Source organism: Haploplasma axanthum, from assembly GCF_900660745.1.
Lineage (GTDB): Bacteria > Bacillota_I > Bacilli_A > Acholeplasmatales > Acholeplasmataceae > Haploplasma > Haploplasma axanthum.
This window is the reverse complement of the sequence record NZ_LR215048.1, coordinates 357,811-370,609: the sequence shown is the minus strand read 5'-3', so window position 1 is coordinate 370,609 and position 12,799 is coordinate 357,811. Positions and strand designations below refer to the sequence as shown.

Here is a 12,799-nt window from a genome sequence, read left to right as displayed (position 1 = left end):
CCCACTTTTTTTATTCTTCAAATAATTTTTCTTTTGTAACTGTCTCTGTTTCATTTTCAACAGGAGCTAAATCACTAGCTTCTTTTTTATTATTATTTACTTCAATTGCTTCTTGAGTAAACTTAGGTCCATCAACATTAACTATTTCATCTTCTTTTTCAGTTGGTACAACTGCAACAGTTGAAACTTTTTGATCACCTTTAAGATTGATAATTCTAACTCCTTGTGTTGCACGGCCAGTTCTTGTTATTTGATCAATTGCTGTTCTAATAACAATACCTTTATCTGTAACAACAATTAAATCATTATCTCCAGATACAACTCTTAATGCCGTTGGAATTCCATTCTTATCAGTAATATTTAATGTTTTAACACCTTTACCACCACGTGATTGTTTGCGGTATTCACCAGCAATAGTACGTTTACCATAACCTTTTTCCGTTACTACTAAGATTTCATCTTCATCTGAATCAATTATAGCAGATCCAATTATTTGGTCATTTTCACTAATTGACATACCACGAACACCTGTCGCTGTTCTACCCATAGATCTAGCATCATTTTCATCAAAACGAATCGCTTTACCATTAGTTGCTCCAAGTAAAATATCCTTAGTACCATCAGTTGCTCTAACACTTATTAATTCATCGTCTTCTCTTAATGTTAATGCGATAATTCCGTTAGTTCTAATATTTTGGTATTCAGATACTGGAGTACGTTTAATAACACCCCTCTTAGTAACAAATACTAAATGCTGTTTCTCATCTTCAAATGACTTAATGCTTGTGAATGAAGCTAATTTTTCATCAGCATCAAAACTTAAAAGATTAACAATTGGTAATCCTTTAGCAGTACGTGATGCTTCTGGAATAATATATCCTTTAATCTTATAAACTCGTCCTTTGTTTGTAAAGAATAAGTGATAATCATGTGTTGATGTCATTGCTATATGTTCAACAAAATCATCATCATGAACTTTAATACCAGACATACCAACTCCACCACGATTTTGTGATTTATATTGATCAACTCTCATACGCTTAATATAACCTTTGTTAGTAACTGTAATTATTACGTCTTCAACAGGAATCAAGTCTTCGTTTTCAATTGATAAATCATCATGAAGATTTATTTCTGATCTTCTTGCATCACCATATTTATCTTTAATTTCTTGTAGTTCTTCAACAACAATATTTTCTTTCATTTCGTGACTCGCAAGAATTTGATTTAATTCAATAATTCTAAGTCTGATTTGTTCTGCTTCTTCTTTAATCTTATCAATTTCTAAACCAGTAAGTCTTTGTAATCTCATATCAAGGATTGCTCTTGCTTGAACATCATCAAAGTTATATTCAGCCATCAATCTTTCTCTTGCTATTTCACCAGTTTGAGATGATTTAATTATTTCAATAGCATTATCAACGTCATTTAAAACTGTCACAAATGCTCTTAATAAGTGAGCTCTAACTTCAGCTTTATTTAATTCATATTGTGTTCTTCTTTGAATTACTTCAATTTGGAAGTTAAAATATTCAACAATAATTTGTTTTAGATTAACCATTTCAGGTCTATTATTAACAAGAGCAATCATATTAAATCCAAATGATTTTTGTAATTGTGTATTTTTGTATAAATTATTTAACATTACATTTGGATTAACATCTCTTCTTAAATCAATAACAATTCTAATTCCCTTACGATTTGATTCATCTCTTAATTCAGTAATACCATCAACTTTTCCATCTTTTGCAAGTTCTGCAATTTTTTCAATTAATAAAGCTTTGTTAACTTGATAAGGAATTTCCGTTACAATAATACTATGACGTCCATTCTTTCTTTCATGAATTTCAGCTTTAGCACGCATAGCAATTGATCCACGTCCTGTTTCATAAGCTGTTCTTAGCCCTGTTAAGCCTAATATTTGTGCACCAGTTGGAAAATCAGGTCCTTTAATGAAATTCATTAATTCTGCTATTGTTATATCTTTGTTTTCTTTATATGCTAATATTCCATCAATAACTTCACCTAGATTATGTGGTGGGATATTAGTTGCCATCCCAACTGCAATACCTGTTGATCCGTTAACTAGAAGGTTAGGATATCTTGATGGAAGAACTGCTGGTTCTTTTTCACTATTATCATAGTTTCCAATAAAATCAACTGTATCTTTATCTATGTCTCTTAGCATTTCCATAGCAATCTTACTCATTCTTGCTTCAGTATAACGCATAGCAGCTGCTCCATCACCATCGATAGAACCGAAGTTACCATGACCATCAACTAACAAGTAACGATAACTAAAATCTTGGGCCATACGAACCATTGTATCGTAAATACTTGAATCACCATGAGGGTGATACTTACCCATTACATCCCCAACAATTCTCGCACTTTTTTTATGTGCCGAATTGCTATAAATTCCTAGTTCATTCATTCCATAAAGAATTCTTCTTTGAACTGGCTTTAATCCATCTCTAATATCTGGTAATGCACGTGATACAATAACGCTCATGGCGTAGCTTAAGAAGGATTTTTTCATTTCACTTGAAATGTTTACATCTTTAATATGGCCTTCAGTCGTTTTACTTAATACTTCATCTTTTAAGTCTAAATCCTTATTTTCTTCCATTTTTACACTCCTTAAATATCGATATCGCTTGCGTATTCAGCATTATCTTGAATGAAGTCTTTTCTTGGTTCAACTTCCTCACCCATTAACATACTAAATACTTGGTCTGCATCCATAGCATCTTTTAATGTTACACGTAGTAATGTTCTTGTTTCAGGATCCATTGTCGTTTCCCAAAGCTGTTCAGGGTTCATTTCCCCTAACCCTTTATATCGTTGCATTTGATAGCGACCATCAAATGTTGCTGCAATTTCAGGTAGTGCTTCATCATCATAAACATATTCTATTCTCTTGCCACTTGATAATTTATATAGTGGTGGTTGAGCAAAATAGATATATCCTAAATCAATAAGTGGTCTTAAATGACGATAGAAGAACGTTAATAACAATGTTCTAATATGTGCACCATCGACATCGGCATCGGTCATAATAACGATTTTATGATATCTTGCTTTTGAAGGATCAAGTTCATCACCAATTCCTGTTCCAATAGCTTGAAATAGCATTAAAATTTCATTATTACTTAAAATCTTATCTAATCTAGCCTTTTCTACGTTTAATACTTTACCTCTTAAAGGAAGAATTGCTTGATATTCTGATTCTCTACCTTGTTTAGCTGATCCGCCGGCTGAGTCCCCTTCGACTATATATAGTTCGGCTTTTTCAGCATTTTTAGTACGACAATCAGCAAGTTTTGATGCAAACCCTAAACTATCTAAAGGATTTTTTCTTCTTGTTGCTTCTCTTGCTTTTCTTGCTGCTACACGAGCACGTTGAGCTAGGATAACTTTATCAATAATTGCTTTTGCATCTTGTGGATTTTCTAATAAGAATCTATCTAATCCTTCACTTAAAATTTGACTTACTATTTGTCTAACTTCAGTATTTCCTAATTTAGTTTTAGTTTGTCCTTCAAATTGTGGATCAGGATGCTTAACTGACAATATAACAATTAAACCTTCTCTTGTATCTTCACCAATAAACCCATCTTCAGTATCTTTTAACATTTTATTAGCTTTTGCATAGTTATTTAAGATTCTTGTTAAAGCCATTTTAAATCCATCTTCGTGCATTCCACCTTCTCGAGTTGGAATGTTATTAGTAAATGAATAAATATTTTGGTTAAATGAATCGTTATATTGCATTGTTATTTCAACGTTAATGTCATCAACCATTTTTTCAACATAAAACAAACTTTTATTAACTTTAACTCTATTACCATTTAAAAACTCTGCATACTCAACTAAACCACCTTCATAATGATAAGTGTTTTCAACAACTGCTTCTGTTCTTAAATCTTTAATTGTTATTTTTATTCCGCGATTTAAAAATGCTAATTGTTGAATTCTTTGTCTTAGTCTTTCAAAATCGTATTCTTGAGTTTCTTTGAAAATTGTTGGATCAAATTTAAACTCTGTTATTGTTCCTGTATGTTCACTTAATCCTTTTTCAATTAAATCTCCTGCAGGAATACCTCTATTATACATTTGATAATAGTTTTTATTGTTTCTATGAACATTAACTGTATACCATTCAGATAAAGCATTAACAACTGAGGCACCAACACCATGAAGCCCTCCAGAAACTTTATATGAATCACTATCAAATTTACCACCAGCATGAAGTGTAGTTAAAATCGTTTCAACTGCTGGACGTCCTGTATGTGGATGGATATCAACTGGAATACCTCTACCATTATCTGTAACTCTTACTACTTCTCCAGGTAAAAGTTCTAAAATGATATCATCAGCATATCCTGCTAATGCTTCATCTATCGAGTTATCAACAATTTCCCAAACTAAATGGTGTAATCCATCTGCACCTGTTGTACCAATGTACATCCCAGGTCTTTTTCTTACTGGTTCTAAGCCTTCTAATATTTGAATATTGGAAGCATCATAATTTTTATGGTCGCTCATTGTCATTCTCCTTTAAATTGATTATTTGAATTTTATCGCTTTTTATTTTAATAGCACTATTCATGATTACTTGAACATCATCAGGTAATTCATTTAAAAACTTATTTTGAACATTATTATCTAGTTCACTTAGAACATCATCTAAAAGCAAAATAACTTCATCATTAACTTCACTTTTTATGACTTTTAAGAGCCCTAACTTTAAAGCAACAACCATTAATCTTGTCTCACCTTGAGATGAATTCTTTGCATTTTTATCATTAAACATGATTACAAAATCATCTCTATGAGGTCCATTAACAGTTGTCTTATATAAAATATCTTGTTTTTGATTATTTTCTATATGATTTAAAAACATTTCATTGTTTAAATTAGGTTCATATACAACATCAATTTTATATTCACTAAACCTTTGATACACATTTTTAGTTTCAATGTTTAACTTATTAATAAATTCATTTCTTTTACTCATAAGTTTTATACCAACATCATATAATTGTTTCCCTAAAATGTTTAAAATTGTTAAATCATCATTTAATCCTAAATTTTTCAAATGTGCATTTCTTTGTTTCAAAATATTCTTATACACACTTAAATTACTTAAATACTCTTTATCAATTTTCATAAGTTCTAAGTCAATTAAACCTCTTCTAACACTTGGAGATCCTTTAATGATATTTAAATCTTCAGGAGCAAACATAATCACTTTTAAATCACCGATTACATCGCTTAATTTTCTTATCTCTTTTGAATTTATGCTTGGTATTTTACCTTTATCAGATATTACCATACTGTATTTTTTCTTTTCAGTATCAATTTTAATAACTGCAAAAGGTTGTTCATTCTTAATAACGTCTACATCATTATTTGTTCGATGTGATTTAGTTGTTGATATATAATGAATCGCTTCTAAAACACTTGTCTTTCCACTTCCATTAGGACCATTAATATAAACAAATTTGTTATCAAATTCCAAATCGAGTTTACTATGATTTCTAAAACTTCTTAAACTAACTTTCTTGATCATAGATTAAAATATATTCGTCGTTATTAACGATAACGATATCTTTAGGATATAATTTTTTTCCTCTTTGATCACAAACAATCCCATTAACTAAAACAACATATTCTTTTAAAAAATATTTTGCTTCACCACCAGAATTTATATAATCATTCACTTTTAAAAACTGAGTTAATGTCATTATTTCGTTATTCATAATAAATTGATTCATTTTATCTTCCCTCACATACCCTTATATTATAACATAATATAAGCAAAAAAATAAGCATTTTAAACGTTTTAGAGCCCAATATATACCCTAATTCATGTTAAACTCATAAAAGCCCTTAAAATTAATTTTTTGATGTTGCTTTTTTTGTAAATATCGTAAATTATTGGAATTATTCAAAACTATTGCATTTGTTTTAAAAACGTGTTAATCTAGTATTCGAAACTAGAAGAGGTGTTTTAAATGGATGATATTAAAGATTGGATAACTACTATTGAGAGTATAAAACTTCCTAGATGGGATGACTTACCAAACATTGATTTATATGTTGATCAAGTCATTGAATATATTACCGAACAAGTTGGTCTTATTTTCATAACATCACCTGGAACTTTCGATAAAATTCTTACTGCTTCGATGGTAAATAACTATGTTAAAAATAGTATTATGCCTGCTCCAATTAAGAAAAAATATTCGAAAGATCATGTTGCTTTTATTATTGCAATTACTGTTTTAAAACAAGTAAGTTCACTTGCTAGTCTTAGCAATGGAATCAGATATATTACAAATAAGTTTGGGAAAGTTGAAGCTTTCAATTTACTTATCACTTATTTAGAAAATTCATTAAGAGCAATGATTGCAGAAATAAATGGTGCACCTGATGTTAAATATTTTCAAGAACCGTTAGAAATCGATTTATTACCTTTAAAAACAACCACAATTGCCTTCGCTTCAAAAATGATGAGCGAATATCTATTAAACCAATTAAAACAAACGAATGGAGAAAAAGAAAAAAAATGAGAAAGATTGCAGTAATCGCAGACTCAGGGTCTGATATTAATTTACCAAATAATGAGAATTTATTTGTTTTACCCCTTAGAATAATTATTGATGGAAAAGAATTTGTTGATAAAAAGGATATAACTTTAGATGAAGTTTTAGCTAAACTAGATACTAGTAAAGTAACTACTTCACTTCCAAGTCCTGAAGATATTTTAAATACTTTAGATTTGATTAAAGAAAAAGGGTTTACTGATGTTATCGCTATTCCTATTTCAAAAGGACTAAGTGGAACAATGAATATTATTAATCAAGTTGCTGATAGTTATGAAGGTTTAAATATCGTTACAATCGATACAAAGAATATTAGTATGGCAAGTGGATATAGTTCGCTTGAAGCGCTAGAGTTAATTAAAGAAGGAAAAAGTTTTGATGAAGTTGTAAAAATAGTTAATGAAAATCTTGAAAAGAAAAAAGTCTTCTTCACTGTTGATAACTTAGTGTATTTAAAAAGAGGCGGAAGAATTGGTTTAGTATCTGCAACGATTGCTTCTATCTTAAAGATTAAACCAGTTATTAGTTGTAATGATAATGGAATATATTATACTGTTAAAAAAACAAGAGGATACAAACATGCAATTAAAAATTTATTTGAACTTGCTAAAGATTTCTTAGGAACAGCAAAAGCATATGATGTAACACTTCTAAACAGTAATACAAAAGAAAATATTAAAGAGTTAGAAAAACAAATTAAAGAATTAATGCCAAATATTAGAAAATTTAGTATTACAAAAATAACTCCATCATTAGGTATTCATGTCGGGCCTGAAGCCTTAGGAATGGCAGTTTCAATAGTTTAAAATAATCTAGAAATGTTATTATTATAGCATTTCTTTTTTTTATACTTTTTTCTTGACATTAGGGTTACCCTATACTTTATAATTGAGAATGTTGAAAAGAGGTTATATATAATGGTTAAACTATTTAAATATTTAAAACCCTATATTGGAACGTTAATAATTACTGTTTTACTAACAATTTTTTATTCGTTCGGGATTATGTATTTAGCTAAACTAATGGCTAAAATGATTGAAATAGGACCTGATAATAAGCAAGAAATTATTAAAATAACTGTAAGAATGTTATTAATTGCTATAGCGTCTGGTGTTGCAATGATTATAAGCACTTATACTTCTGCTTATGTTGGAACAAGATTTTCACAAAATCTTCGTTATCAAATAATCAAAAAAAAACAAGATTATAGCTTATCTGATATGGAAAAAATCGGTACTGCTTCTTTAATGACTAGAACAACAAATGATGTATCGATCATTCAACTTAATTTCATTATGATTTTGCAAATGCTACTTAAAGCTCCAGTAATGATTGTTATTGGGTTAATACTTGCATTTAATACTAATGCTAAAATAGCAACAATTATGACAATTTCGTTATTAGTATTTATCATTGTTGCAGTATCAATTGGGAGAAAAGTTCTTCCTATGTTTGATGTTATTCAAGTTCAATATGATGATATGACGCATTCTTTTAGAGAAGTGATCACTGGTGTTAGAGTAATTAGAGCATTTAGAAAAGAAAAGCATGAAGAAAAAAAGATTAATAATTCTGCATCTAGTTTTGCACTTACAGGTATTAGAATCAATAAAAAGTTCGCGCTTTTAATCCCATTACTTATTCTAATGATTAACTTAGGTATTCTTTCTATTATAAGTTATGGTGGTTTCACAGCAAAATCTCTTAGTGATCTAACTAACATGACTGCTATGATTGAGTACTTAACAATAATAATGTTCAATATTTTAATGGCAATGTTTGTTATTTTAGAAATCCCTCGTGCACAAACGAGTGCAAAAAGAATTAATAAAGTTTTAGATTTAAAGGTTAGTGTTTCAAACGGAAAGATATCTGAAATATTCAATACTAATATTAGAGAACTAGAGTTTAAAAATGTTTCATACACATATCATGATTCATCATCTGATACACTAAAAAACTTGAATTTTAAAGTACATAGTGGTGAAACAATCGCAATCGTAGGATCAACAGGTTCGGGTAAATCAACAGTATCAAAACTAATACCCCGTTTCTTTGATGTCACTTTTGGTCAAATTCTACTTAACGGAATAGATATATCAACAATTAATCAAACTATTCTTAGAGATAATATCGGCTATATTCCCCAAAAAGCATTTTTATTTAGAGGAACGATTGCTTCAAATTTAAAATTTGGAAATAAAGATGCTTCTTATGACGATTTAGTTAAAGCATCAAAGATTGCTCAAGCACATGACTTTATTATAAATAAAGATGATGGCTATGATTCATACGTTGCTCAAGGAGGAACTAATTTATCCGGTGGTCAAAAACAAAGATTATGTATTGCTAGAGCTTTAGTTAAAAGACCTTATATTTATGTTTTTGATGATTCATTTAGTGCCCTAGATTTTAAAACTGATTCCGCATTAAGAAAACAACTAAAAGAAAATATAAAAGATGCAATCACTGTTATCATAGCACAACGTATAACGACAATAATGGATGCTGATAAAATTGTAGTTTTAGAAGATGGTAAAATGGTTGGTTTAGGTACTCATCATGAACTAATTAAGTCTAACAAAGCTTACTTAGATATTGCGTTATCGCAAATGACAGAGAAAGAGTTATTTGGTGATTTATTATGAAAAAAATTATTATGAAAAGATTTTTTAGTTATTTACTTACACAAAAGAAAAAACTTATTATTGTTTTAAGTTTTGCTGTTTTATCAACAATTGCTTCACTCTTAACACCTCTTATTATTGCAAAAGCAATCCTTCATGTTGAACAAAGTCTTGATACTAGATTATCAGTAACATTTGATCCCAAATTATTAACAATCTACATAATTGTTTTAATTGTTGCATATCTTCTATCATTCCTTTTTAAATACATTGAACAATATGTTATGGCTGGAGTATCAGAAACAATCTGTTTACAAATGCGTAATGAATTAGCATCAAAATTACAAAAACTACCACTTAACTATTATGATAAGATTGAAAAAGGAGAACTATTAAGTAGAGCAACAAATGATATTGAAAGAATTAACGAAACTCTTCGTCAAGGATTAATTCAATTTGTAACAGCTATGCTAACTATTATTGGTTCAATTATTCTTATGTTTTTTATTGAATGGCGATTATTAATCATTGTTATTATTACAATTGCCCTAGTTCTTTTCTTCACTGGACTTGTTAGTAAAAAAACCTATAAATATTTTAATAAATATCAAACAGAACTAGGAAGTGTGAATGGTTATATTGAAGAAATCTTCACCGGACAAATGGTTTTAAAAGCTTTTAATCAAGAACCTAATGTTATTAATACTTTTGATAAAATGAATACCGATTTATTCAATATAAGTAAAAAAGCTGAAACAGCAATTTACTTAATTTCTCCTTCAGTACGAATTGTTAATAGTATCAGTTATATTTTCATAGGTTTTATTGGAGTACTATATTTCAAACTTCCTTTATCAACCCTTCAAGCATTTATTCAATATACTGATAGAATTGCTGATCCAACAATTGAAAGCGCCTATATTTTAAACGGAATACAGCAAGCATTATCAGCTGCAAGTCGCGTTTTTGAAGTCTTAGATCAATTAGATGAAGTCAAGGATACACCTAAATATGATGAATATCAAAACTTTAATGGTAATGTTTCGCTAAATAACGTTTCGTTTGGATACTATCCAAATAAAACTATTTTAAATAATATTAGTCTTAATGTATCACAAGGATCAAAAATTGCCATTGTTGGACCAACCGGAGCTGGTAAAACAACCCTTGTCAATCTTTTAATGAGATTCTATGAAATATCTTCGGGTGAAATATTAATTGATGGCATAAATATTCAAGATATCTCTAAAGCGAAGCTACGTTCTTTATTTGGAATGGTCTTACAAGATACTTGGCTCTTTAATGGAACAATTAGCGATAACATAGGTTATAGTAATGAAAATGCGAATAGAAATGAGATTATCACAGCTGCAAATCAAGCTGAAGCATCTTTTATAAAAAACTTACCTGAACAATACGATACAAAATTAAATGAGGATGCTACCAATATTAGTCAAGGACAGAAACAACTTCTTACAATTGCTAGAGTTTTTTTAGCAAATCCAAAAATTATTATTTTAGATGAAGCTACTTCTAGTGTTGATACCAAAACTGAAAAACAAATTGTAAAAGCAATGAACAAATTGATGGAGAATCGTACTAGTTTTATAATAGCCCACCGATTATCAACAATTAGAGATGCCGACACAATCTTAGTTATGGATAAAGGAGATATTGTCGAAATAGGAACTCATGATGAATTAATTGCTAAAAAAGGATTCTATTATAGCCTTTATAATTCTCAATTTGAAGCAATATAACAAAGAAGCCTTGGAATTTTCCAAGGCTTTTTACATATTTTTTCTAATTTGAATAGATATTTCAGTTATATATTTATCAGGATTACTTGTTAACAAAAAATTAACAATCTCATGTTCAAATGAATATCCAATCATTTCATATCCTTCTTCATTTAAATAATCAATGATACGTTGATTTGCAATATGTAAGCTTTCATAACTACCTTCATAATAATAAACAACATAATAACCTTTTTCTCTTATAAAAAGTTTTTCATCTTTAACTTTTGAACTAATTCTTGTATGCACAAAGTCATAAAGTTCTAATTCACTTGATGGTAGTTTATCAGCAGATATTGAGAATCCAATAAAAAAATCATTTCCATAATAATTGTCATCACAATACATAATATGATTTGAAATTGTCTCTGAGTAACCTTTAATTGTAAAATCTTTAGGGAATTTCTCTATGATATAATAACTTTCATCTCTAAATTCAATAAAAGGATCACGTGGATACTTCTTTTCATTATCTATTCCTATTATTGTATTATCAATTAGTTTCGTTAAATGTGTCAATGATTTAACTTTTTTATCGATGATTCTTTTTTTATCTTTTAGAAGTTGTTTCAAATCTTCCAAATTACCTTCTTTTATATATGTTTTTATTTCTTTTAAAGATGATCCAGTATCTTTTAAAACGGAAATTAAATCAACAGTACTTGATAATCTCCAGTCATAATATCTATATCCGTTTTCTCCAAGGAAACTTGGCTTTAAGAGTCCAATTTCATCATAGTAAAATAATGTGTGTTTTGTTACACCACAAAGTTTTGCAAATTCACTTGTTGTTAAATATTGTTTTTTATCCATAACTATTTACCTTTATACTTCGTGAGCATCAAATCCTGCTTTACAAACAATCATTTGTATATTTAATAAATTTTTCTTTATTTCAGCAACTTCACTTTCTATTGTGATTATTTTAACATTAGGACCGGCATCCATTGTATAAAAAGCTTTTATTCCTTTTTCTCTTAGAGCTTTTACTTTACTAATGACCTCTAATGTTTTTTCTGTCTTATATTTAGTACCTGTTGCTTCAATTAATGCATGCATATGCTCTGCGTTTTTTTCAGCAATCACTCCAACATGTTCAATATCTTTATTTTCTATTGCTTGAAGCATTTCACTTAAATCTTTTTGACTTTCTAAAACCCAATTTGAATATAACTCTTCATTCATAACAGATTTTTTCATTGCATCACTACTACTACATTCTTTTTCATTTTCATCAATCATACATACTATAACTCTAAAATCATCCCATTTAGCATCTAATGGTTTAGAGACACTTGTTTTATCATCTCCATGATTCCAAATAACAAAATCACCATAAATTGAACGTGAAGCAGAACCCGATCCAATACGCGCTAATCTTGATAATTCTGTTTTACTAAGTTCTAATCCATAAGTTTTCGTAGCGGCATATGCTAGTGCAGCAAAAGCCGATGCACTTGAAGCCAAACCTGCACCTGTTGGAACAAAGTTTTCTGAAATAATATGTGCATATGAATTAATGTTATATTCCCTTCTTATAACATCCATATGTTTTGCAACTCTATTACCCATTTTTTCATCTTTCTTGCCATTTATAATAACAATATCTTGATATAGATTTTTATCATAAATAACTTCAGTTTCAGTATATAGTTTATCAACAGTAAAAGAAAGACTAGTTTGATATGGTAGTTTCAATCCTTCATCTTTTTTTCCCCAATATTTAATTAGTGCGAAATTGACATATGCTCTTATCTTCAAT

The 12,799-nt window shown here is 29.1% G+C and carries 10 protein-coding genes; 4 read left to right on the top strand and 6 right to left on the bottom strand.

Annotation, left to right across the window (positions count from 1 at the left end):
• Positions 1-10 precede the first annotated feature (10 nt).
• From gyrA to EXC62_RS01750, 4 genes are read right to left on the bottom strand one after another with little or no spacing between them, the layout of a single operon-like run.
• On the bottom strand, positions 11-2,629 hold the full coding sequence (gene gyrA, locus EXC62_RS01765; protein ID WP_052589675.1) for a DNA gyrase subunit A: 2,619 nt from the start codon (positions 2,627-2,629) through the stop codon (positions 11-13).
• An 11-nt stretch (positions 2,630-2,640) separates the two neighbouring features.
• The gene (gyrB, locus tag EXC62_RS01760) at positions 2,641-4,554 is read right to left on the bottom strand and encodes a DNA topoisomerase (ATP-hydrolyzing) subunit B (protein ID WP_129747429.1); all 1,914 of its coding nucleotides are present in this window, start codon (positions 4,552-4,554) and stop codon (positions 2,641-2,643) included.
• On the bottom strand, positions 4,535-5,575 hold the full coding sequence (recF, locus tag EXC62_RS01755) for a DNA replication/repair protein RecF (protein ID WP_052589677.1): 1,041 nt from the start codon (positions 5,573-5,575) through the stop codon (positions 4,535-4,537). Before recF ends, gyrB begins: the two co-directional genes overlap by 20 nt.
• Positions 5,559-5,780: an RNA-binding S4 domain-containing protein gene (locus EXC62_RS01750; RefSeq protein WP_035375564.1), complete on the bottom strand. Its 222-nt coding sequence runs from the start codon at positions 5,778-5,780 to the stop codon at positions 5,559-5,561. Before EXC62_RS01750 ends, recF begins: the two co-directional genes overlap by 17 nt.
• Positions 5,781-6,020: 240 nt before the next feature.
• On the opposite strand from EXC62_RS01750, the gene EXC62_RS01745 reads away from it, so the two are divergent.
• From EXC62_RS01745 to EXC62_RS01730, 4 genes are all read left to right on the top strand, one after another.
• A complete protein-coding gene (locus tag EXC62_RS01745) occupies positions 6,021-6,578 on the top strand; it encodes a DUF1836 domain-containing protein (protein ID WP_162140105.1) in 558 nt (185 codons plus the stop codon).
• Positions 6,575-7,417 carry a DegV family protein gene (locus EXC62_RS01740; RefSeq protein WP_026390087.1) on the top strand — a complete coding sequence of 281 codons (843 nt, stop codon included), beginning with the start codon at positions 6,575-6,577 and terminating at the stop codon, positions 7,415-7,417. Before EXC62_RS01745 ends, EXC62_RS01740 begins: the two co-directional genes overlap by 4 nt.
• A 111-nt stretch (positions 7,418-7,528) precedes the next feature.
• Positions 7,529-9,259 carry an ABC transporter ATP-binding protein gene (locus EXC62_RS01735; RefSeq protein WP_162140106.1) on the top strand — a complete coding sequence of 577 codons (1,731 nt, stop codon included), beginning with the start codon at positions 7,529-7,531 and terminating at the stop codon, positions 9,257-9,259.
• The gene (locus EXC62_RS01730; protein ID WP_026390088.1) at positions 9,256-10,998 is read left to right on the top strand and encodes an ABC transporter ATP-binding protein; all 1,743 of its coding nucleotides are present in this window, start codon (positions 9,256-9,258) and stop codon (positions 10,996-10,998) included. The genes EXC62_RS01735 and EXC62_RS01730 overlap by 4 nt, the downstream gene beginning before the upstream one ends.
• Before the next feature lie 30 nt (positions 10,999-11,028).
• Here EXC62_RS01730 and EXC62_RS01725 read toward each other — a convergent pair whose 3' ends face one another.
• Positions 11,029-11,850, bottom strand: coding sequence for a MerR family transcriptional regulator (locus EXC62_RS01725; RefSeq protein ID WP_026390089.1), 822 nt, complete (start codon positions 11,848-11,850; stop codon positions 11,029-11,031).
• Between the two features lie 12 nt (positions 11,851-11,862).
• Positions 11,863-12,798, bottom strand: a complete 936-nt coding sequence (gene mvaD, locus EXC62_RS01720) for a diphosphomevalonate decarboxylase (RefSeq protein ID WP_035375565.1) — start codon at positions 12,796-12,798, stop codon at positions 11,863-11,865.
• Position 12,799 lies beyond the last annotated feature (1 nt).

Excerpts from the sequence above, each read along its gene's own strand:
- gyrA (WP_052589675.1), bottom strand. The coding sequence starts at position 2,629 with ATGGAAGAAAATAAGGATTTAGACTTAAAAGATGAAGTATTAAGTAAA.
- gyrB (WP_129747429.1), bottom strand. The coding sequence starts at position 4,554 with ATGACAATGAGCGACCATAAAAATTATGATGCTTCCAATATTCAAATA.
- EXC62_RS01730 (WP_026390088.1), top strand. The coding sequence starts at position 9,256 with ATGAAAAAAATTATTATGAAAAGATTTTTTAGTTATTTACTTACACAA.
- EXC62_RS01740 (WP_026390087.1), top strand. The coding sequence starts at position 6,575 with ATGAGAAAGATTGCAGTAATCGCAGACTCAGGGTCTGATATTAATTTA.
- EXC62_RS01735 (WP_162140106.1), top strand. The coding sequence starts at position 7,529 with ATGGTTAAACTATTTAAATATTTAAAACCCTATATTGGAACGTTAATA.
- EXC62_RS01725 (WP_026390089.1), bottom strand. The coding sequence starts at position 11,850 with ATGGATAAAAAACAATATTTAACAACAAGTGAATTTGCAAAACTTTGT.
- recF (WP_052589677.1), bottom strand. The coding sequence starts at position 5,575 with ATGATCAAGAAAGTTAGTTTAAGAAGTTTTAGAAATCATAGTAAACTC.
- EXC62_RS01750 (WP_035375564.1), bottom strand. The coding sequence starts at position 5,780 with ATGAATCAATTTATTATGAATAACGAAATAATGACATTAACTCAGTTT.
- EXC62_RS01745 (WP_162140105.1), top strand. The coding sequence starts at position 6,021 with ATGGATGATATTAAAGATTGGATAACTACTATTGAGAGTATAAAACTT.